At 58.3% G+C, this 21,062-nt stretch carries 19 protein-coding genes and 1 pseudogene; 5 read left to right on the top strand and 15 right to left on the bottom strand.

Features of this window, described 5'->3' with window-relative positions; genetic code table 11:
• Nucleotides 1-71 precede the first annotated feature (71 nt).
• Nucleotides 72-995 carry a LysR substrate-binding domain-containing protein gene (locus ACLEIV_RS10330; RefSeq protein ID WP_410456569.1) on the bottom strand — a complete coding sequence of 308 codons (924 nt, stop codon included), beginning with the start codon at nucleotides 993-995 and terminating at the stop codon, nucleotides 72-74.
• A gap of 200 nt (nucleotides 996-1,195) precedes the next feature.
• On the opposite strand from ACLEIV_RS10330, the gene ACLEIV_RS10325 reads away from it, so the two are divergent.
• The 3 genes from ACLEIV_RS10325 (at nucleotide 1,196) to sstT (ending at nucleotide 4,456) form a co-directional block, all read left to right on the top strand.
• Nucleotides 1,196-2,296 carry a TauD/TfdA family dioxygenase gene (locus ACLEIV_RS10325; RefSeq protein ID WP_410456568.1) on the top strand — a complete coding sequence of 367 codons (1,101 nt, stop codon included), beginning with the start codon at nucleotides 1,196-1,198 and terminating at the stop codon, nucleotides 2,294-2,296.
• Nucleotides 2,290-2,880: an HD domain-containing protein gene (locus tag ACLEIV_RS10320; RefSeq protein ID WP_410456567.1), complete on the top strand. Its 591-nt coding sequence runs from the start codon at nucleotides 2,290-2,292 to the stop codon at nucleotides 2,878-2,880. Before ACLEIV_RS10325 ends, ACLEIV_RS10320 begins: the two co-directional genes overlap by 7 nt.
• Nucleotides 2,881-3,235: 355 nt before the next feature.
• Nucleotides 3,236-4,456: a serine/threonine transporter SstT gene (gene sstT, locus ACLEIV_RS10315; protein ID WP_410456566.1), complete on the top strand. Its 1,221-nt coding sequence runs from the start codon at nucleotides 3,236-3,238 to the stop codon at nucleotides 4,454-4,456.
• A gap of 130 nt (nucleotides 4,457-4,586) precedes the next feature.
• On the opposite strand, the gene ACLEIV_RS10310 is transcribed toward sstT, so the two are convergent.
• From ACLEIV_RS10310 to ACLEIV_RS10300, 3 genes are all read right to left on the bottom strand, one after another.
• Nucleotides 4,587-5,534 (bottom strand): PDC sensor domain-containing protein, encoded by a 948-nt coding sequence (locus ACLEIV_RS10310; RefSeq protein WP_410456565.1) that lies wholly within the window; start codon nucleotides 5,532-5,534, stop codon nucleotides 4,587-4,589.
• 238 nt (nucleotides 5,535-5,772) lie between these two features.
• Complete coding sequence (locus tag ACLEIV_RS10305; RefSeq protein WP_410456564.1) at nucleotides 5,773-7,176, bottom strand: alanine/glycine:cation symporter family protein; 1,404 nt, start codon at nucleotides 7,174-7,176, stop codon at nucleotides 5,773-5,775.
• Nucleotides 7,177-7,303: 127 nt separating this feature from the next.
• Nucleotides 7,304-8,062, bottom strand: coding sequence for a gamma-glutamyl-gamma-aminobutyrate hydrolase family protein (locus ACLEIV_RS10300; protein ID WP_410456563.1), 759 nt, complete (start codon nucleotides 8,060-8,062; stop codon nucleotides 7,304-7,306).
• 103 nt (nucleotides 8,063-8,165) lie between these two features.
• Here ACLEIV_RS10300 and ACLEIV_RS10295 point away from each other — a divergent pair, with 103 nt between their 5' ends.
• Nucleotides 8,166-9,056: a LysR family transcriptional regulator gene (locus ACLEIV_RS10295; protein WP_410456562.1), complete on the top strand. Its 891-nt coding sequence runs from the start codon at nucleotides 8,166-8,168 to the stop codon at nucleotides 9,054-9,056.
• 77 nt (nucleotides 9,057-9,133) lie between these two features.
• On the opposite strand, the gene ACLEIV_RS10290 is transcribed toward ACLEIV_RS10295, so the two are convergent.
• The 4 genes from ACLEIV_RS10290 to ACLEIV_RS10275 form a co-directional block, all read right to left on the bottom strand.
• Entirely contained in the window at nucleotides 9,134-10,543 is a 1,410-nt protein-coding gene (locus ACLEIV_RS10290) for a YfcC family protein (protein WP_410456561.1), read from the bottom strand.
• Nucleotides 10,544-10,611: 68 nt separating this feature from the next.
• Nucleotides 10,612-11,721 (bottom strand): NAD/NADP-dependent octopine/nopaline dehydrogenase family protein, encoded by a 1,110-nt coding sequence (locus tag ACLEIV_RS10285; protein WP_410456560.1) that lies wholly within the window; start codon nucleotides 11,719-11,721, stop codon nucleotides 10,612-10,614.
• Nucleotides 11,722-11,914: 193 nt separating this feature from the next.
• Nucleotides 11,915-12,844 (bottom strand): LysR family transcriptional regulator, encoded by a 930-nt coding sequence (locus ACLEIV_RS10280; protein WP_410456559.1) that lies wholly within the window; start codon nucleotides 12,842-12,844, stop codon nucleotides 11,915-11,917.
• 141 nt (nucleotides 12,845-12,985) lie between these two features.
• Nucleotides 12,986-13,858, bottom strand: coding sequence for a LysR substrate-binding domain-containing protein (locus ACLEIV_RS10275; RefSeq protein ID WP_410456558.1), 873 nt, complete (start codon nucleotides 13,856-13,858; stop codon nucleotides 12,986-12,988).
• 91 nt (nucleotides 13,859-13,949) lie between these two features.
• On the opposite strand from ACLEIV_RS10275, the gene ACLEIV_RS10270 reads away from it, so the two are divergent.
• Nucleotides 13,950-14,915, top strand: coding sequence for a TDT family transporter (locus tag ACLEIV_RS10270; protein ID WP_410456557.1), 966 nt, complete (start codon nucleotides 13,950-13,952; stop codon nucleotides 14,913-14,915).
• Between the two features lie 142 nt (nucleotides 14,916-15,057).
• On the opposite strand, the pseudogene ACLEIV_RS10265 reads toward ACLEIV_RS10270, so the two are convergent.
• From ACLEIV_RS10265 to ACLEIV_RS10235, 7 genes and pseudogenes are all read right to left on the bottom strand, one after another.
• Nucleotides 15,058-15,147 (bottom strand): annotated as a pseudogene (locus ACLEIV_RS10265) (thioredoxin domain-containing protein); the annotation flags it as partial.
• The gene (locus tag ACLEIV_RS10260) at nucleotides 15,148-16,191 is read right to left on the bottom strand and encodes an NADP-dependent oxidoreductase (RefSeq protein WP_410456556.1); all 1,044 of its coding nucleotides are present in this window, start codon (nucleotides 16,189-16,191) and stop codon (nucleotides 15,148-15,150) included. It lies immediately after the preceding pseudogene.
• A gap of 314 nt (nucleotides 16,192-16,505) precedes the next feature.
• Entirely contained in the window at nucleotides 16,506-17,663 is a 1,158-nt protein-coding gene (locus ACLEIV_RS10255; RefSeq protein WP_410456555.1) for an iron-containing alcohol dehydrogenase, read from the bottom strand.
• 114 nt (nucleotides 17,664-17,777) lie between these two features.
• The gene (locus ACLEIV_RS10250) at nucleotides 17,778-18,365 is read right to left on the bottom strand and encodes a TetR/AcrR family transcriptional regulator (protein ID WP_410456554.1); all 588 of its coding nucleotides are present in this window, start codon (nucleotides 18,363-18,365) and stop codon (nucleotides 17,778-17,780) included.
• A gap of 158 nt (nucleotides 18,366-18,523) precedes the next feature.
• Nucleotides 18,524-19,123 (bottom strand): NAD(P)H:quinone oxidoreductase, encoded by a 600-nt coding sequence (gene wrbA, locus ACLEIV_RS10245; protein ID WP_410456553.1) that lies wholly within the window; start codon nucleotides 19,121-19,123, stop codon nucleotides 18,524-18,526.
• A gap of 170 nt (nucleotides 19,124-19,293) precedes the next feature.
• Nucleotides 19,294-19,992: a pirin family protein gene (locus ACLEIV_RS10240; protein ID WP_410456552.1), complete on the bottom strand. Its 699-nt coding sequence runs from the start codon at nucleotides 19,990-19,992 to the stop codon at nucleotides 19,294-19,296.
• A 55-nt stretch (nucleotides 19,993-20,047) separates the two neighbouring features.
• A complete protein-coding gene (locus ACLEIV_RS10235) occupies nucleotides 20,048-21,007 on the bottom strand; it encodes a quinone oxidoreductase family protein (RefSeq protein WP_410456551.1) in 960 nt (319 codons plus the stop codon).
• Between the last annotated feature and the right edge of the window lie 55 nt (nucleotides 21,008-21,062).

Here is a 21,062-nt window from a genome sequence, read left to right as displayed (position 1 = left end):
GTGAAAATGCCGTTTTACGCATTTGCCGCCATGGTTGCTAAGGCGCAGCCTTAGTAAAACCAGGTAAAGACTCATATGATTTCTTTTTGGGGCGCGCTTTCCTGTGCCAACTCTTGTAGCAACCACTGTCGAAACACCCGTATTTTTTCCAGGCTGCGTTTGTGGGGCGGGATCAACAGGTAGTGGTTGCTTTGGCTGGGCATTTGGTAGGAATGGGCCAGACCGAGTTCACGCCGTTCCAGCAATTGTCTGACCAGAGGATAGCGTACCAGCAGCAAGCCCAGGCCCTGAAGGGCGGCGGCAATGGCGAGGCTGGAGGTACTGAATTCCATCAGCGGCATGCCGTAGCCTTGTAGGGGGTCTTGTTGCCGGAACCAGTCCCGCCACCCTTCCCGGTAGCCGTAGCACCCCAGCTTGGGGTAAGAAGATAAGAGATGCAGGGGGGCGTCGGCCGGGTAGCGGATCAACAGTTCCGGGCTGGCCACCACGACCCAATTATCGTCGGTCAGCTGTTCCGCCTCCCGATCCGGCCAGTTGCCATAACCATTGATGATTTCCAGGTCCACCTCTCCCGGTTCATCCGGCATGGCATGGCTGGTAGCCAGGATTCTTAGCTGGATGCCAGGGTGGGCCTGCCGAAATCGGCTCAACCGGGGAATCAACCAGTGCTCGGCAAAGCTGTGCGCTACCCGCAGGGTTAATTGACTCTGCTTCTCGCCCTGGAACAGGTCATCCGTACCTTTTTTCAAAGACTCGAACAGCCAGCTGAGCAAGGGAAGGTAGGAACGGGCCTCGTCGGTGAGTTCGATACGGCTGCCACGACGTATAAACAGCTTTACGTTGAGGAAGTCTTCGAGCTGTTTGACCCGCTGGCTTATCGCTCCCTGAGTCACGCACAGCTCTGCTGCTGCGCGGGTAAGGCTTTGATAGCGGGCTGCCGTTTCAAAGGCCAGTAACGCATTGAGGGGGGGCAAACGATTGGTTTTATATTGCATGCTCTTCCACACTTGAGTCATTTTTTTCAATGGCCATATGCGGTCGGGTAGCCGCTGCCGGAGTCCGTCCCTGATACCCTGTTTTTATGGCGTTTTGATGACACAGGCTTCAGCATTTCTAAGGTAAAGCCCCAGAAATAATCGATTTTGCCGGTGATGTCCGGGCGATAGAGTAGCTCCCAACTAACGGGAGCTACATTATGTTGACACACTTCGAATTTGAACCTGACAGCCTGACGCTGATCTGGAATGACGGTCGGGTAACCCGGCTGGACGTGCTTTGGTTGCAGGATCATGAGCCTGCCGGCCGTCATGACAATGGCCAGAGATTGATCTCGGTACTGGATCTGGACTGGCAGGCCGGGATCCGTGCCGTGGAGCGGCAAGGGGAAGCCCTGACGATCCACCTGACAACGGGCAGGCAATTGAACTATCCACTGGTAAAGCTGGATCCGGACTGTCTGATGACATCCGAAGATGATCGATGCCAGTCAGGCAAGACACTATGGTACGGGAACGATTTTCAACTGCCGATTGTCGGGTGGCAGGACTATATCTGCAAGGATGACTGCCGCCGCCAGGCACTGGCCGCCGTCGCCGAAAGCGGTCTGGTCTTGCTGCGGGACGTGCCTTGCAAACCGGGTCAGGTACTCGAGGTGATCGAGACCTTCGGTTTTGTGCGTGAAACCAATTATGGCCGCCTGTTTGACGTGCAAACCGTCGTTTCACCCAGCAACCTGGCGTTCAGCAACCTGGGTCTTGGCCCGCACACCGATAATCCCTACCGGGATCCGGTACCCGGCGTACAGCTGCTCCATTGCCTGGCTAATGAGGTGGACGGCGGCGAGAATCTGCTGGTCGATGGTTTTCAGGCAGCGGCCCGTTTGCAGACAAAACATCCCGAAGCCTTTGAACTGCTGACCCGAGTCCGTCTGCCTTACCGGTTCAGTGACGAGCAGGCCGATTTGCGTAGCCGGGTGCCCTTTATCGAAACCGACGACAGTGGTCGGGTAATCAAAGTGCGCTACAACAACCGTTCCATTGCTCCTTTTATGCTGCCGTTTGAAGAGCAGAGGGCCTTCTATCAGGCCTACCGACTCTGGGCCGAGATCCTGTCCGCTCCGGAGCTGGCGCTCACCTTTCGTCTTGAAGCGGGCGATTGTCTTGTCTTCGATAATACCCGGGTGATGCATGCCCGCACCGCCTTTACCGATGGCGGTCGTCGGCATCTGCAAGGGGCCTACAGCGATCTGGATGGTCTCTATTCCACCCTCTACCGATCAGGAGTAAAGCCATGCTGAACCAGGCCCCGACGTCAGAAAATATTCTCGACATGATTGAAGCCATCTTCACCCTCCACGGTGCCGATTCTTACCTGGGAGAGGAGGTGACCATGGCTCAGCATATGCTGCAGGCTGCCTGGCTGGGTGAACAGCAGGGAGAAAACGAAGCCGTGGTACTGGCAGCGCTGCTGCACGATGTGGGTCACTATGCCAATAAGCTGCCGCCGGAAGTACTGATGTCCGGGACCGACAACCGCCATCAGGAATCGGCCGCATCCTGGCTGGCAGAATTTTTTCCGGCGGGAATAATAGAGCCGATCCGCCTTCATGTGGCGGCCAAGCGTTATCTGGTAACGGTGGATCCTGACTATCGGTCACAACTGTCTCAGGCTTCGATTGATTCTCTTGCCTTGCAGGGCGGCGATATGTCTGCGGAAGAAGTGGCGGTGATGGAGGCGAATCCGTATCTGGACATGGCCATTCGGGTACGACGACTGGATGACCAGGGCAAGGACCCCGAGTTGGCAACACCTGATTTCGGCTACTTCAAGCCCCGGCTGGCTCGTTGGCTGATGCCATCCGCGAGAGAAGCCGAATCGTGATCCCCATGGCGTGACGGCCTGAGGACTGATCACAAGAAGCAGCCAGGTTCTTGCATACAGCAGCGGGCGTTCGTAGAGCGCTCGTGCCATTGTTCTTCCTGGCCATCCACCGAAGGCGGAGCATCTCGCCAGGTGGGGTTGAAATGATGGGTTTCCAAAGGCTGATTCCTTGGTCTTTATTATCAAATATATGAATTTACCTGATCGTATATGCCAAAAAGTTAACTAGTGTTGGATTTAAATGCTACATAAGTTGCAAAACGCTGTGTTTTTGGTTTTTTTCTAGTCTGTTCTGCTATAAAGTCGCACCGACTTTAGTGTATGAGATGGATTTTTACCCATCTACAGGATGATTATGAACCAAACACAACCCCTTTTGCTGCGGATGACCAATAGTGTCAGCCTGGTGACGCAAATTATGATCGGCATTATCGCCGGTACCCTGCTGGCCGTATTATCGCCGGCCACCGCCAATTCGGTCGGTCTGCTCGGCAACTTCTTTGTGAGCGCGCTCAAGGCTGTGGCGCCGGTTCTGGTATTCGTGCTGGTGGCCTCGTCCATCGCCAACCATAAGAAAGGCAACCAGACCAGCATAAAGCCGATCTTGTCGCTGTACCTGCTGGGTACCTTCGCCGCCGCCCTGACCGCGGTGCTGATGAGCTTTGCCTTCCCTACCGAGCTGGTGCTGGCGATCAACGGCGCCGACGCTGCTCCGCCCGAGGGCATCGGTGAAGTGTTGCAGACTCTGCTGTTCAAAATGGTGGATAATCCGGTCAATGCGCTGCTGACCGGCAATTTCATCGGTGTACTGGCCTGGGCCATCGGCCTGGGTCTGGCCATGCGTCATGGCGCCGACTCCAGCAAGCACCTGTTCCGGGATATCGCCACTGGCGTATCCGGTATCGTCAAGTTCGTGATCCGGCTGGCGCCCATCGGCATCTTCGGTCTGGTGGCCAACACCATCGCCGATACCGGCTTCGATGCCCTGTGGGGTTACGCCCGGCTGCTGGCTGTATTGCTCGGCTCCATGCTGGTGATAGCCCTAGTGATGAACCCGCTGCTCGTCTATTACAAGATTCGTCGCAATCCTTACCCGCTGGTGTTCAAGTGCCTGCGTGAAAGCGGTGTGACCGCCTTCTTTACCCGCAGCTCTGCCGCCAATATTCCGGTGAACATGGATCTGTGCAAGCGGCTGGATCTGCATGAAGACACTTACTCCGTGTCTATCCCGCTGGGGGCCACCATCAACATGGGCGGCGCCGCCATCACCATTACCGTGCTGACCCTGGCTGCGGTGCACACCATGGGCATAGAAGTGGACATTGCCACCGCCCTGTTGCTGAGCGTGATCGCATCTATCTCTGCCTGTGGCGCCTCCGGTGTGGCCGGTGGCTCGCTGCTGCTGATCCCGCTGGCCTGCAGCCTGTTTGGCATCTCCAACGAGGTGGCGATGCAGGTAGCGGCCGTGGGCTTCATCATCGGCGTGCTGCAGGACTCGGCAGAAACCGGCCTCAACAGCTCTACCGATGTGCTGTTTACCGCCGCCGTCTGTCAGGCGGAGCAGAACAAGGCCTGAATTCGGGCCCGGTGAACGAAAAAGGCCGGTGGCTAACCCCACCGGCCTTTTTCATTGGGCAATGTTCACCGGTTTGCGGCCCGGGCGATAAGCATCATAGCATCGTGAAAAGGGATGAGCCGGTACAGAGTCAGGATCCCTGGTCCAGCCCCTGACTATCCCGACTCAGTTTGAGGTAGACCCCCAGACCGGTCAGCATGGCCACCGCCGCCATCAGCATCCATACCGCATTGAGCAATTGATTGCCGCCATCGCCGTCGAGCAGCGATTTAAACATCAGCAACAGGGCCTCGATAGATACCGCAATGATGATGGCCGCCATAAAGCGGGAGATGGTACGCCGGGTCGAGTCATGATGGTGGATGTCCTTGTTTACCAGTACCTCTTCCTCGAGGATGGTCTTGCCCAGATCGAATATCGACATCCCCAGAGTGATCAGGATAACGGTGCCGAAGGCGCCGGTTGCCACATTGCTGTCTGCATCAAACACCGAGAGCAGAGACTCGAATGCCGAGTACAGCAACAGGGCCGAGACCAGGATCAGCAGGCCACCGATCAGGCCATAGATCCACTGGAAGTAGCGATGACAGCGGAAACGCATCTCGTCACCGTTGAGGTAGGAAATCAGGCGCCTCAAGTTAAAGTTGATGACCAGGTAGCCGCGATCATGGCCCTGCTCGTCTACCAGATGCTGTACCACCGAGATTGCCAGCTGGTGGGTGGCAATCGACAGGTAGGGATTGGTCACCACTATGGCATTGGCTTTCTGTTTGGCGGCCAGCATATAGGGTCGCTGGCTGCGGTCGCTGCCTTTGCCCGGCGAGCGACGATTGCGCTCGCTCATGGTCGGGCTGTAGGCGGAGTCCATCAACTGGATGCCATTGCTGTCCAGGCTGTAGAGCAGTTCCACAAAGGGATAGGCCCGGCTGAGGTAGTCGATGCTCTGCTGCTGGACCTGACGGTCCTGCAACAGCGCGACTCCATTCAGGCTGGTCATGATGGATTCCATCAGGCTGTGAATAACGGACTCGTATTGCTGGTACTGTTCCAGCAGGCGGAAATGATTGTGGGTGCTCACGGCTGGGGGCTTCTCTGGCTTGCAAAGGATGAATGCTGAGGTCACGACTGTAGCGCAACTGGATGACCGTATTCGAAATAGAAACCGGATAATTGCCCAGGATGTGATCTCGGCGGGCTCGGAGAACGTAAAAAGGCCGCCAGGGTTAGCTAACGGCCTTTGGTTAGTAATCTGCCAACTACATTCGGTGATAGGTCGACTATCTACCGGGCACAGCATCAACAGCCTGTCGCCGGCATCAGCTACCGGAAACGTCGGCCCTGGCCTGATCCTGTTCTCGTTCCTGCTCGCGTTCACGCACCGCTATGTCCTGAAAAAACTCCTTCGACAAGGCAATCACCTTGGGGCTCAGCAGCAGTATGGCGATCAGGTTGGGGATCACCGCCAATCCGAATAGCAGATCGGAAACGGACCAGATCATCTTCAAGCCACCGACGGCACCGATAATGGTGAAGGGCAGGAAGATGTAGCGATAAGCCAGAGACAAACGCCGACCGCCCAGGAAGAAACACATGGATTCGCCATAGTAATTGATGGCGATAATGGTGGAGAAGGCGAACAGGATTATCGAGATGGAAACGATATAGCGAAAACCGGGCACCACGGTATCGAATGCCAGGCTGGCCAGGATGGCGGCATCGTTTTCCGTAGCCAGTACACCGCTGGTCAGGATGGCCAGGGCGGTAATGGTGCCCACCAGAAAGGTATCGATAAAGGTTTCGGTAATGCCCCACAACCCCTGACGAACGGGATGATCTGTTTTGGCCGATGCATGAGCAATGGGGGCCGTCCCCATTCCCGCCTCGTTGGAATAGAGACCGCGTGCCACACCATAGCGAATGATTTCCATAATGGCATAGCCGGCCACGCCACCGCCCACGGATTCCAGTGAAAATGCGGAGCTGAACATGCCGGCAATTACCTCGGGCAAGGTAGTGGCATGATACAAAATCGTGATAATGCCGCCCAGCAGATAGAATACCACCATGATGGGCACCACTTTCTCGGTGACCTTGCCCAGTCGGCGTACACCACCCACGGAAACCGCCGCCACCAGCCCCATCAGGATCAGCCCTGTCCACAGGGGATCCAGTGCCACCAGACTTTCGACGTTGCCGGCAATGGCGTTGGATTGAATCATGTTACCGGCCAGGCATACCACCGCCAGACAGACCGTAAAAATATTGGCCAGCCAGGGCGCCTTCAGGCCTTTTTTCATATACCAGGCCGGGCCGCCATGGAAGATGCCTTTCTGGTCTTTTTCCCGGTAGGCAATACTCAGCACGATTTCGGCGTACTTGGTCGCCATGCCGAAGAAGGCCGATATCCACATCCAGACGATGGCGCCGGGTCCACCCAATAGCAGCGCGCTGGCTACCCCGACTATATTGCCCACCCCCACGGTTGACGACATGGCTGCCGACGCCGCCTGGCGCGGTAGCAAGGTACCTTCACCGGCAATCTTGCTTTCAGGCAGGAAGGCGCGACCCAGGGTTTGTTTGATCGCGTAGGGAAAACGAAAGAGCTGAAAGAACCCCAGACGCAGGGTGTAATAAACGCCGATGCCCACCAGGGCGACCAGCATCCAGGGACCCCAAATCAAACCGGTCAGGGTGCCAATAATTTGGTTAATATCCAACATAAAATTATCCATAATCTACTTGCTTAAGGTTCCTGGCAACATACTCACAAGACAGGGGGCACCTGGCGGACCAGCTCCCTCTCGTCTGGCATGACCGTGATGCCACGACTTAACGAGCAACTACCTGTTATCTGCTGTGGTTTTTGCAGGCATCGACGAAGCTGCTGAACAGCCGAAGGTAGCGGGGGTCACGTTTCGCCATCATTTCTGGGTGCCACTGCACCGCACATATCCATCTGTTGCCGTCTTTTTCGATGCCTTCAACCAGGCCGTCCGGCGCCGTCATGGTGGCCTTGAAGCCGGGAGCTAACTCCTTCACCGCCTGATGGTTATAGCTGTTGATCGGCATAGAGAGTGCATCAAACGCGGCCGCTAAACGGGAATGACAGCTAATCTCGGCGGTAAACACCGGGTGGTACTTGGGAGAGTTCCAGTTGGTATGATGCAGGTCGGAAGGTCTCTGGCTGGCCAGGTCCTGATACAGGGTGCCTTCTGCCGCCACGTTCATCAGCTGCAGGCCCCGACAGATGCCAAGCATGGGAAAGTTCATATGCTCCAGCGCATAACGCACCAGCGCCAGCTCATGGGCATCCCGCTGGGGATTGATATCACCCAGGCCTGCATGCGGAAGTTCACCGTACAGCTGGGGATCTATGTCCGAGCCGCCGGTCAGAAACAGGCCATCCAGGCGCGACAGCAATTCGGGCAGGTTATCCTGATTCTGCATCACGGGGATAATAACGGGAATGCCTCCGCCATTTTCGATGGCGCGCACATAGTCGCTGGCCAACAGTTGCCATTCCTGTCCGCGAAACCCCAGTCGGGTTGATACACCGATCTGATCGTCTTCGCTGAAGTCAGACAGCACGCCAATTAACGGTTTCATGTTACTCTCCGGATCAGTAAAAATCGTCGTGCAAGACTACGCACAATATTAATACTTTAATAATATATATTAGGCATATGTGAATACCTTAAGAGTATCTTGAGTGGAATTACTTCAGCGCCGTCTCATACAGTTTTTGACCGTTGTGGAGCAGGGCAACATTCATGCGGCGGCAAAACAGCTGCATCTGGCTCAGCCTGCACTAAGCCGGGCCATGAAAACCCTGGAAGAAGAACTGGGGTTGCAGTTGCTGGTGCGCCATCCGCGCGGTGTAGAGCCCACGGCGGCCGGGCTGATACTGGTCGAGTATGCCAATCGCGCCGCCAGGGTTCTGCAACAGGGGGTTTTCATGGCCCGCGACAGTGCGCTCCGCAAGTCGGGCAAGCTGCTGATCGGATACGGTATTTTTGCCTCGATGAGCTGTATGCCCGATCTAATTGTCGGCTTCAGAAAAGCTTATCCGGATATCGAAGTGCATCTGCGCCTGCTGGCCACCAATGAACAGCTGGATGCGCTGGATAAAGGCAGTATCAACCTGGGTTTTGCTTTTTCCATTGCCTGCCAGCAACCATTGGCATCCTGGCGTATATCCCGGGAAAAACCGGTGGTGCTGGTCAGACAGGGACATCCCTGGTTTAACCGTAACAAGCTGACAGTCGAGGAGCTGGTGGATGAACCCATGATATTGGGCAACATTCAGCGCTGGGGCTATTACCGCGAAATTATCAATGCCATCTGCCTGAGTGCCGGCTTTACGCCCCGGGTCGCCGCCGAAGCCGACGAACTGCCGGACATGATGGCGCACCTGCGCATGGGGGAAGGCATCGGCATCATGGGGGAAGGGATCCTCGGTCAGCTCCCTTCCTCCCTGAAAGCTATCCCCTTGAGTAACCACAGGCTCACCTTTGATCTCAGCATGGTCTGGAACCCCGAATCGCCGGATGATGTCTCCCGACTATTTATCGAATATATAAAAAGCCAGACCCCCGGGTAACCCTGAGCTGGCACTCTATACAAAAAGGCCGCCAGGGTTAGCTAACGGCTTTCTTGTTGGTTATTGGTGGGCCGGGGTTAAGCTCCCAGCACCACGCCCAGGCTGAGCATGGCCATCACCATCAGGGTCAGCACACCGAGCAGGGGGCCGATAAATTTCAGCCAGACGCCGTAGGACACCCGGCCTATGGCCAGGCCACCCATCACTATACCGGAGGTAGGTGTCACCAGGTTGGGCAGACCGGAGGCGGACTGGAAGGCGGTGACGACCAGTTCGCGGCCAATGCCGGCAAAGTCGGCCAGGGGCGCCAGTATCGGCATCGACAGCACCGCCAATCCGGAGGAGGAAGGCACGAGCAGGCTCATCACCGCTTCTATAAAGTAAATGGCATTGATAAAGGCGATCTGGTGCATTCCCGACAACAGCTCTTCGGCGGCGTGGAGTATGGTGTGGGTGATATTGCCGTTATCCATTACCACCACCAGGCCGCGGGCAATGGCGATAATCAGGGCCACTCCGAGCAGATCCCGGGCGCCATCGATAAAGCTGCCGGTCAATTCGGCTTCCGACAGCCGGCCCACCAGTCCCACCAGTATGCTGGCACCGATAAAGAGCGCCGACAGCTCGGCCATCCACCAGCCGCCCGCCGACACTCCCCACATCATGACGCCGAAGCTCAGGGCGAAGATGGCGAGGATCAGCTTGCGGGTCGGGGTCAGCTCGGGGGCCTGCTGTTCTTTGCCGTGCAGAAAATGCCGTTCGTTTGCTTCCTTCTGATGGGCGACCAGGGAACGGGACGGATCCCGTTTCACTTTTTCTGCATAGCGCATCACGTAGAAGACGCAGGCCAGCCAGCCCAGCACCAATATCGCCAGGCGCAGGCCAAAGCCGTCCATGAAATTGATTTCGGCGGCATTGGAGGCGATGACGGTGGCGAAGGGGTTGATGGTGGAGCCCAGGCAGCCTATGCCGGCACCGATCATGATGATGGCAACGCCCACTATGCTGTCGTAGCCGGCGGCGATCATCACCGGGATCAGCAGCGCATAGAAGGGAATGGTTTCCTCGGCCATGCCATAGACGGTTCCGCCCAAAGCGAACAGCCCCATCAGCAGCGGTATCATCCATTTTTCCCGGCCCTTGAGCCGGGCCATGCTGCCGTTGATGCCGGCATCGATGGCGCCGGTGCGGGTCACCACCGCCAGAAAGCCGCCGATCACCAGCACAAACAGGGCCACATCGACGGCCCGGGCCACATAGCCGTCCGGATCATAAAACCCCTGCACCGGTGCCATCAGTATCTCGATAAGACCCTGCGGATTGGCATCAACCGGCTGATAGGAACCCACCAGAGGCACCGGGCGCCCGAGGGTTTCGTTCTTTTCCATCTGATACTGACCGGCGGGGATGATCCAGGTCAGTGCCGCCATCACCATGGTCAGCAGAAACAGTATGGTAATGGCGGACGGGAATTTTATTCTGGTCATTGGAATGTCCTTATTGCGTATCCAGGCTGGATGACCGGCGACGGGGCGGCAGGCCCCATCACCTGGTATCAGGCAACCAGTTCCATGATCTGCCGAACCGATTTACCGGCCAGGCCCATTTTTTCCAGAGTACGTCCGCTGCAAAAATAGTCGGTTTCGTTATAGGCGTTGTTGATATGCAGGCAGGATTCGACCAGCGCGGTTTTCACTCCGGCGAGCCGGCCGAACTCGAAGCAGGGCACCAGCAGATAGGCGGCATCTTCGGTAATGTAGCGATCCTGGGCCGATTTTGGGGCGCTGTTGAGCTTGCCGTGGGTTTCCGAGGTGCGGTTCAGCTCATAGACACTGCCGGCGCTCAGGCCATACAGGCTGTTCATGGCCTCCAGTTCGGATTTCAGCGTCAGGCCCAGTGCCTCGCCTACCGTCAGCCGTTCCTGCTCCATGACCGCCGCCGCCCGGGCGGTGGCGATTGAACAGCAGTCTTTGTAGTAGTTGAACTGGCCGTCGAAGTTTTCCAGCAGACCCATGTTGAGGGTGGTCAGTAGCGGATGGCCGCCGAAGTTGATGTTTTCCAGCCCGGCGGCAATCACGTTGTCCAGGGCGGTCAATGGCAGCGGCATCAGTGGCTGCAGGCGTTCGATGGCCTCCCGGGTACGACCGGCGGGCAGGGCGGCCACCGGCAGTTGCTGCTTCATGCCGAGAATGGCCACTTGTGCCGGGCCGACGATGCGGGTCGCCCAGGGAATGGAAATGGCATCGACCAGGGTGACGTCCAGCGCCCGGTAGCCTTCTTCCTGTTTGATGCGGTTAAAGACCAGAGAGCCGTAATTGCCTGGCATCAGCAACAGGGTCTGGCCATCGCGCAGGTGCGGCAGCATGGCCCTGAACAAGGGTTCCTGAGCGAAGGACGGCACCGGCAGCACCAGCACATCGGCGAAGGCCACCGCCTCGGCCAGATCGCGACTCAGGGCATGGATGGCCTGGGTGCCGGCGAATTCCAGGGGCACGCCGTTGAACTCGGTCAGGGCCTGAATGCCGCCGCGCCGGGCGATGTCGTCCAGCGGTTGATCGAACCCGGGAGCGCCATACAGGCAGACCCGGGTTCCCATCAGGGAAAAATGGTAGGCGGCGGTCAGGCCGGCATTGCCGGAGCCGATCACGGAAACACGAGTGGTCATGGGTTTTCCTCTGACGATGGATTGCTGATGGCGCCAGACTAGGAAAAACCGGGAACGCAGGATAATGCACAGGCCTTCTTGAACCATGCAGAAAGGACATACTTCGGCGGGGATCTATATGTAATTGTTTGATGAACCAGATGTTAATCTTGTTATGCGCTTCGTCACCACCGAAGAAAAAATGTGACGCAAATCACCTCGGTCCGCAGAGATCCCGCATCGGTCCCATGTTCAGCACTATTCCCATGTCTTCGGCCAGCTCGGTAAAGTGCTCGATAAAGCGCTGGGCATGGCGGTTGAGCGGGCGCAGGGCCGGGTAGAGAATTTCAAATTCGAATGGCAGCGAAAAGGCCAGTGGCCGCTCAATCACGGCGTTATGCTCGCTGGCAATGCGGGCGGTAAAGGGATCCGTGATGGCCATGCCCAGCCCTTCGCGTACCAGGGCTGCCGCCGTGGTGGCCAGCGAGACCTCGATCTGCTCGGTCATGTTCAGCTGGTAGCGCCGCAGCAAGGCATCGATCAGGCGCTGGCTGACGTCTTTTTCATGACGGATCAGCGACAGCTCGGCCAGATCATCCACATCAATATGTGATTTTTCTGCCAATGGAGAACAGGCGGGCAGCAGGCACACCGACTCGCATTTCACCCGCCGGGCCCTGACCCCGGCCAGCGGCTCGTCGATAAAGGCAAAACCGATGTCGGTGGTCTGGCTCTGCACCCTGTGCACCACTTCTTCCGAACGGTAGGTTTTCATCGCTACCTTCATCTGCGGCGTCTGGTGCAGAAAGCGGGCCAGGGTTCGGGGCAGCAAGTCGTTGGAAAGCAGCGGCATGGCGGCGATATTGAGGCGGCCGAAGCGATGGGCGCGAATAGAGGCGGCGGCCTGATCGAGCCCGGAGACGGCCTCGAAGGCCCGGGCCACCTCCAGATAAAAAGCCTCGCCATCATCGCCGAGCTGCAGCCGGTTGCCCTTGCGGATAAACAGCTGGAACCCCAGCCGCTGCTCGAGCGCCGACAACAAGCGGCTCACCGCCGGCTGGCTTAGGTTAAGCCGTTCGGCGGCGGCGGTGACCGTCTGGCATTCGACAATGGCTTTGAAGGCATTGAGCTGGGAGAGTTTCATAAGGCGTTGGTCGTTATCCTGAGGTGATCCGGTCGGGCGGCTCGTCGCCATCCTGATATAAACAGCTTATCAGAGCGCCTGTGTTTACAGAAAATGGATTGCTGTAAATGGCCAGGCTTCATCGTCCTGCGGCAGTTGAGGCTAGCCATGGCTCTGTTGCAGGCAGAAGGAGATGAAGCGACGCAGCAGGGCCGAATGATATTTTTGCTTGTGCCATGCCAGTCGGAGGGTGCGGGATAAGTGAATATTCACATCGATAACCGCCAGACGGCCGCCGGCCAGTCTGTCTTTTGCCGCCCTTCTTGAAACAAAGGCCAGTCCCAGTGCTTGCTCTACCGCCAGCATCACGGACTCCAGGGTGTTGAGCTCCAGTATGTTTCCCAGGCTGCCGAGCCTGGGTAGCAGCTCACGGTCAAACTGTTCACGGTTACCCGACCGTGGCTCACGCAGCACCCAGTCGTGGTGTTCGAGTTGAGTCAGGCTCAGTTTACGCTTGCTGGTCAAGGGATGATCCGGGTGAGCGACGATCAGCATTTCATCGCTGAGCCAGTCTTGCGTCACCAGTGCCGGATGGTAATTTTCTCCCTCGATCAGCGCCATATCCAGTTCGAATCGCGCCAGCATGCCACACAGATTATGGGTGTTGGTGATGGATACCCTGGCCTGCAGACCGGGTTGTTGCGCCAGCAGCTGTGGCAGCAGGTAATTGCCGATGGTCTGGCTGGCGCCCAAGCGCAGTATGCCACTGGGCTCGCCACTTTCGTCAAACAGGTGTTCTATGTCGGTGACGCGACTCAGTACCTCTTCGGCCAGTGGCTGCAGTTGCTGGCCCTGTGCATTGAGTTTCAGGTGCGGATGAACCCGGTCGAACAGCGGGTGACCCAGGCGTCGCTCCAGCTCCGCCAGCGCCTGTGACAGGGCGCCCTTGCTCAGGAAGAGTTCCTCGGCCGCCAGGCCAAGGTTGCCGTGCCGGGCAATGCTGGTAAACACCTGCAGTTGTTTCAGGCTTATCATTTAGAAATACCAAACGTAATGTTTAAATCATTTAGATATCATGAATGAGTGGGCTTTTCTATGATGGGTTCAGTTATTGAGGAGGCCCATCATGCTGACTATTTACCGCGAACGTTTCGCCACTGCGCCCACTCCCATGGCGGGGCTGGCCTTAGGTATCGCCAGCCTTGGCTGGTGCTGGGAGAATACCGGGTTGTTTGCCGGTGGTGCCCAGACGCTGGGCGCCGCCATCGCCGCGGTGCTGCTGCTGATACTGGTGGGCAAGTTCGTGCTGCATCCCCGGCTGCTGGCGGAAGATCTGGCGCACCCCGTCGTAGGCAGCGTGGTGCCCACCTTTGCCATGGCGACCATGGTGGTGTCCAAGGCTATAGGCGGCCATCCGGGGACCGGACTCTGGTTGTTCGCGGTGGCGCTGCATCTGGTGTTTCTGGTGACCTTTGTCTGGCACCGGTTCAAGGATTTTCGGCTGCATCACATGGTGCCCAGCTGGTTTGTACCGCCGGTAGGTATTATCGTGGCCGATGTGGCCAGCCCCGGTGGCGCCCTGTTGCCTCTGGCTCAGGGGCTGCTGTGGTTTGGCATGGTCTGCTATGCCTTCATGTTGCCCATCATGCTGTATCGCCTGATTTTCTGCGCGGAGGTACCGGACGCCGCCAAACCGACCATCGCCATTCTGGCCGCACCGGCCAGCCTGTCTCTGGCCGGTTACCTGACGGTCATCGGCAATCCTTCCCCCCTGCTGGTGGCGGTGCTGCTGGGCATAGCGATGCTGATGACAATGCTGATTTACCTGGCCCTGACCAAGCTGCTGCGACTGCCGTTCAGTCCGGGTTATGCGGCTTTCACCTTTCCGTTGGTGATAGGCGCCACCGCTCTGTACAAGGTGGCCGCGCTCGCCGGACACTGGGGGCTGGATGATCAGATCCAGAGCCAGCTGCGCCTGCTGGCTGGCGGTGAGTTGATAGTGGCCACCCTGGTGGTCGCCTATGTGGCCCTGCGTTTCGCGCTGTTTTTCGGCCCCCAGCGCAACATGGAGCCGGGGCTGGTGCAATCCTGAGCCGCCATGCCTGATGGTGTTGCTGGCGGCAGATTCCGGGCTAGCTGAACGTAAAAAGGCCGGTGGCGAATGCCCACCGGCCTTTTGGATCTGTTGTTCCGTTCGGCGGCTGTCTTTCTGTTACAGGTCCTGGGTCAAAGTCTCTCCTGATCCGGTATTCGGTGATGGCGCCGGACTCGGCCAGTATCTTGTCATCGATCCCGATCACCGGGGGCTTGCCGAGCGGGTGTATTCAGGCCAGCTCGTCGTCGCCGACGCGCACCACCAGCTTGCCGAAGTTCTGCCCCTGCAGCAGACCGATAAAGGCCTGGGGGGCATTTTCCAGCTCGTCCACCAGCTGCTCGCGGTAGTGAATGTTGCCGTCACCCAGCCACTGGCTCATGTCACGAGCGAATTCGTCGTAGCGGTGGGCGTAGTCGTCGAAGATGATAAAGCCCTTCACGGTCAGGCGCTTGACCAGAATGTTGCCCATCAGTTGACCGAGGCGATCGGGGCCATCCGGCAATGCGGTGGCGTTGTACTGGGAGACCAGACCACATACCGGGATGCGGGCACCGGTGTTGAGCAGCGGCAATACCGCGTCCAGCACCTTGCCGCCGACGTTTTCAAAGTAGACATCGATGCCATCGGGGCAGGTTTTCGCCAGTTGTTCGGCAAAGTCGTCGGCCTTGTGATCGAGACAGGCGTCTACGCCCAGAGTCTCGAGCGCGTAGCGGCATTTCTCTGTGCCACCGGCCACCGCCACCACGTGACAGCCCTTGAGCTTGCCTATTTGTGCCACGGTCGCACCCACGGGGCCGGTGGCGGCGGCAACCACGATAGTCTCGCCCGGTTGCGGCTTGCCGATATCCAGCAGCCCCATATAGGCGGTGAACCCGGGCATGCCGAGTACGCCCAGGGCGTAGGAGGGCGGCACCTGGGCGGGGTCCAGCTTGATCAGCCCCTCGCCATTGGAGAGGGCATAATCCTGCCAGCCGCTGTAGCTCAGCACCCAGTCACCCGCCTGGTAGTCGGGGTGTTTGCTGACATGGACCCGGCTGACGGTGCCGCCGACCATGGTGTCACCGATGGCGACCGGTTCGGCGTAGGACCTGGCGTCGCTCATGCGACCGCGCATGTAGGGATCCAGGCTCAGAAAGACGGTACGCAGCAGTAACTGGCCCCGGCCCGGCGCGGGCATGGCGTTCTCCTGCAGGGCGAAGTTGGCGGCGGTGGGGGCACCAACCGGGCGCGAGGCCAGGGTGAGTCGGCGATTGATATGGGCAGTTTGTTTCATCTTGTTCTCCTTCATGTTTGGTTTATACCAACCCCAGTAATGTTCTGGCCATATTGAGGCCTCTTCTGGCACACCGAGTAGCCCGCAGATGGCGCCTGCAGGCAACGCCGGAGCTCAAGGAAGAAGCAGGCCCTTGTCCGGGATTGATATCGCAGTCAAAAAGATCGAATGTTTAAGATAATTGGCTATGTCCTAATTCAGTGTGTCTTGTCCGGCAACATTCTGTTTTTATTAGAGTTAATCTAAGCACGAAAGAGTCTACATCAAGGCTGATACGCAGACAGTCAACTCATACCTAGCCAATATAATGGGTATTACAGGCTGGCCAGCAGTATCTGGCGGCAGTGGTCGGGGGTGACGTCGCCGTGTTCACCGAGTGCGACCATGCCGTGGCTTGTCAGGCGGTCGATGATCTCGTCGATATGCCCGGCTCCCAGGTTGTAGTCGCCGAGGCGGGTCTTGACGCCGACGGACTCGAAGAAGGCGCTAGTGCGTTCGATGGCGGCTTCGGCCTTGTCGTCGTCACTGCCTTCATGGATGTTCCATACCCGCTCGGCGTATTGCACCAGCTTGCCGAGCTTGGTGGACTTGCGCTGGCGCAGCATGGCGGGCAACACCACGGCCAGGGTCTGGGCATGATCCAGGCCGTGCAGGGCGGTGAGTTCGTGGCCCAGCATGTGTGAGGCCCAGTCTTGCGGCACACCGGCGCCGATCAGGCCGTTCAGGGCCAGGGTGGCGGTCCACATCAGGCTGGCGCGGGTCTGGTAGTCTTCTGGATCGGCCAGGGCCTCGGGGCCGATTTCAATCAGGGTGTGCAGCAGCCCCTCGGCGAAGCGATCCTGCACCGGCGCCTGAGCCGGATAGGTCAGGTACTGCTCCATGACGTGAACGAAGGCATCGACCACGCCGTTGGCCACCTGACGGGTGGGCAGGGTGTAGGTCTTGACCGGATCCAGCACGGAAAAACGCGGGAACACCTGCTCGCTCATGAAGGGCAGTTTGGCCTGCAGCGCCTTGTGGGTGATCACCGACCCCTTGTTCATCTCGGAGCCGGTGGCCGGCAGGGTCAGCACGGCCCCGAAGGGCAGGGCGTGCTCTATGTTCTGGCCGCCTTTTAGCAGAATTTCCCAGGCATCTCCCTCGAACAGGGCGGCGGCGGCGACGAACTTGGTGCCATCGATCACCGAGCCACCGCCGACGGCCAGCAAAAAGTCGATGTCGTTATTGCGTACCAGGGCCACCGCTGCCATCAAGGTTTCGAAGCCGGGGTTGGGCTCTATGCCACCGAACAATTGCACCTCACGCTCACCGAGGGCGGTGATGACTTCGTCCAGGGTACCGGTGCGGCGGGCACTTTCGCCGCCAAACAGCACCAGTACGCGGGCGTTGGCCGGTACCAGCTGGTTCAGGCTGGCTATCTTGCCGGCGCCAAATTCGATACGGGTCGGGTTGTAAAAGCTGAAATCCTGCATAGGTTACCTTCGTTTCGTTTTAATGATAAACGGTTAAATTAGACCGGTCGTCTAGTTTTGTGTGCTGAAAAAGCCCGCACCATGGCGGGCCAGTTAAGCCAAATCAATTAAAAGTTATCGGTGCGTGAGCAGTTGCCGGGTCATGGTCATCGCCAGGCTCAGATGCCGGTCATCCCGGTGCAGTTTGGTCAGCAGGCTGGCGCCCAGCCACAGTTGATAGAGGCTGGTAGCCAGCAGGGTCGGCTGCTCTGCCTGCAGGGAGCCATCGGAGACACCAGCTGCAATGCAGCCACCGATGCGGCCAATCACCTGGTCGGTGCCGGTTTTCAGGGTCAGGCGCATCGGTTCGGACAAGTCGGCTACTTCGGCGCTGAGCTTGACCACCAGGCAGTCGCTGCGGCCTTGCGGGCTGCAATAACGACGCTGCCATTCGCTCCAGTAGCCCATCAGCCGCTCCCGGCCGTTTTGTTCCGGCCGGCCGAACAGGGCGTCGAGTTCGGTCAGGTAATGGCTGAAGTAATCCTCCAGCAAGGCCTGACCAAACTGCTCCTTGGACTTGAAGTAGTGGTAAAAGGAGCCCTTGGGCACGCCCGCCTGTTGCAGCAGGGCGCTGAGCCCGACCGAGCTGAAACCCCGGGCGGCGAGAATATCGCGACCGGTATCGAGCAGGTGCTGGCGGGTATCTTGATGTTTGGTGTTCATGAGGTGCACTCTACACACAACTAGACCGGTCGTCTAGTTTGGTTTTCGTTTCTCTGATGATCCGCCGGCTTTGATCGGGGGGAGCACAAATTTGTCCGTTGGAAAGCCAACAGCGCCCCTGGAGGAGTATATCCTTCCAGGGACGTTGAGAGGGCCTGTTAAGCGTTAAGCTTGGCTGCAATTTGAGCGACATGTTCACCCTGGTGACGGGCGATACCCAGCTCACGCTCGTCTGGTTGGCGCGAGCCATCGCCGCCGGCAATGGTCGATGCACCGTAGGGCGTGCCGCCACCGACCTGGGAGACATCAAACAGCGCAGGCGTGGTATAGCCAATGGGTACGATGATCATGCCGTGGTGCGCCAGGGTGGTCCAGGTAGAGGTGATTGTCATCTCTTGCCCACCACCGGTGCCGGTAGAAGTGAACACGCTGGCTACTTTGCCGGCCAGGCCGCCATTGGCCCAAAGACCACCGGTCTGGTCGAAGAAGGTGCGCATCTGCCCCGACATGTTGCCGAAACGAGTGGGTGTGCCCACGATGATGGCATCGTACTCTGCCAGTTCCGCCGGCGTGGCGACGGGCGCCTCTTGATCAACCTTGCCGCCGGCCGCCTTGAACGCGTCGACATTCATGGTTTCCGGTACACGCTTCACCGTTACCTCTACTCCAGCGACGGCACGAGCGCCTTCGGCGACGGCGTGCGCCATCGTTTCCATATGGCCGTACATGGAATAATAAAGAACCAGAACTTTAGTCATTTTTGCGTCCTCTTTCGGTGTGGTTTGATTTGTGTCTGTACTTCTTGTTATGCGGGCGATCAGATCGCCAAGTAATCCCATCGGAAAATCTCCACTCAGCGTCCGGGGAGGCGGGAACACGCCTCTTCAATGTAATCTATATCCGGGAACCAACAAGCCGGGCTCCTTGCTTATGCCACGTCCACCAGCACGATTTCACTGTCTTCCCGGGCTCTGACCTTCAGCAGATGTTCATCGCGAATGGCGATGCCGTCGCCGGCAGTGGCCACCACGCCATTTACTTCGATCTGGCCGCTGGCCGGCACCAAATAGACCTGGCGGCCGGCAGCGATGTGATATTCATCACTTTTACCGGCCTTAAGGGTTGCTGCGATCAGACGAGCATCGGCACGGATCGGCAGCGCCCCGGTGTCACCGGGCAGACCGCTGGCGAGGGTGACAAAAGATCCGCTGCGCTCGCCCTTGGGAAATGGCTTGGTACCCCAGGTCGGTGGCAGGCCGGTTTCATTGGGCATGATCCAGATCTGGAATATCTGCGTCGTCTCGTCCTCTGCATTCATTTCGCTGTGTGCAATGCCTGTTCCGGCGCTCATCACCTGTACGTCGCCGGCCTCGGTTCGGCCCCGATTGCCGAGACTATCCTGGTGGGTAATGGCGCCCTTGCGAACATAGGTGATGATTTCCATGTCGCGGTGCGGATGGCGCGGAAAACCCGTATGCGGCGCTATGGTGTCGTCATTCCAGACTCTGAGATTTCCCCAGTGCATGCGCTCGGGATCGTAATATTCGGCGAATGAGAAATGGTGACGGGTGTCCAGCCAGCCATGGTGGGCGCCGCCCAGTTCGTGGTGGGGTCGTAGTTCGATCATTGCAGAGCCTCCTCTTCATGTGACCTGCTTCATGTGAATAAGGGCTGTCAGAACCTTATGGGATCAGGACAATCTTCTCGGAGCCACCCTCATTGACCCTATGGTAGGCCGCGGCCGCCTCGGAAAGCGGCAGCTCGATAAAACCGTCCGAAACCGGTATGCCCCCCTCAAATGCGGCGGCTATTTGCTCAAGCATCCTCGCGCAATCTTCCAGGCGGTACAGCAGTGAGTTGACGCCGATAATCGAGCCGCCGCGGCGGTACAGATTGAGCACAGACATATTGCTCAACCCGTCCTCTGGTGCCGCAATGACCGCGATGCGTCCAAATGAATCGAGGGTATTCACCGCCGCCGACAACCAGTAGCCGGTGGTATCGAAGATGACTTCCGGTGCTTGCCGTTGAAAGTGGTCGCGCGCCTGCTCTGGCAGTTGATCCGCATCCGGTAGCTGAAAGGCACTGATACCCCGGGCTTGCAGCTCTTGCGCCACCTCGGCACGCCGCACGGCCAATGCCACATTGGCGCCCCTTGCCTGGCCCAGCGCTTGCGCGGCCTGGGCCACGGCACCGGCGCCTATGATGAGGAAACGGGTACCCGCCTGAACCTGACTTCGTTCGAGGGCATCCCAGGCGGTGATAAAGGGAACCCCGCAAGTGGCGGCTTGGGCGAAGGTAAGCGACGCAGGCATCAGGGCGACGGCATTGGCGGGAACAACCACATATTGCGCATGACTGCCGTCACGATAGAAACCAAAGCCCTTGCCGGTGCCGCCCCATACCGCTTTCCCCTGAAGTTCTGGCGGCCCGTTCACCACCACACCGGAAAAATCCCGCCCGGGGATGCGAGGCGTGGTGGTGTAGGGAAAGCGTCCGAGCACGTTCTTTACATCACTGGGATTGATGCCCGTTGCCCGCACCTCAATCAGGACTTCGCCGGCTTCGGGCACGGGCGTTGGCACGTCGCTCAGTTGCAGTGAATCCAGGGTGCCGGTTGCTGAAAACTGTAGAGCTTGCATGTTTGACCTCAAAACCGGGTTGATGGGTGCTGTACGGGGCGGCTGATTCACTTGC

It is taken from the genome of Oceanisphaera submarina (assembly GCF_046521305.1).
GTDB classification, from domain to species: Bacteria; Pseudomonadota; Gammaproteobacteria; order Enterobacterales; family Aeromonadaceae; genus Oceanimonas; species Oceanimonas submarina.
Note: the sequence above shows the minus strand (reverse complement) of the source record. Positions and strands in the feature narration are given on the sequence as shown.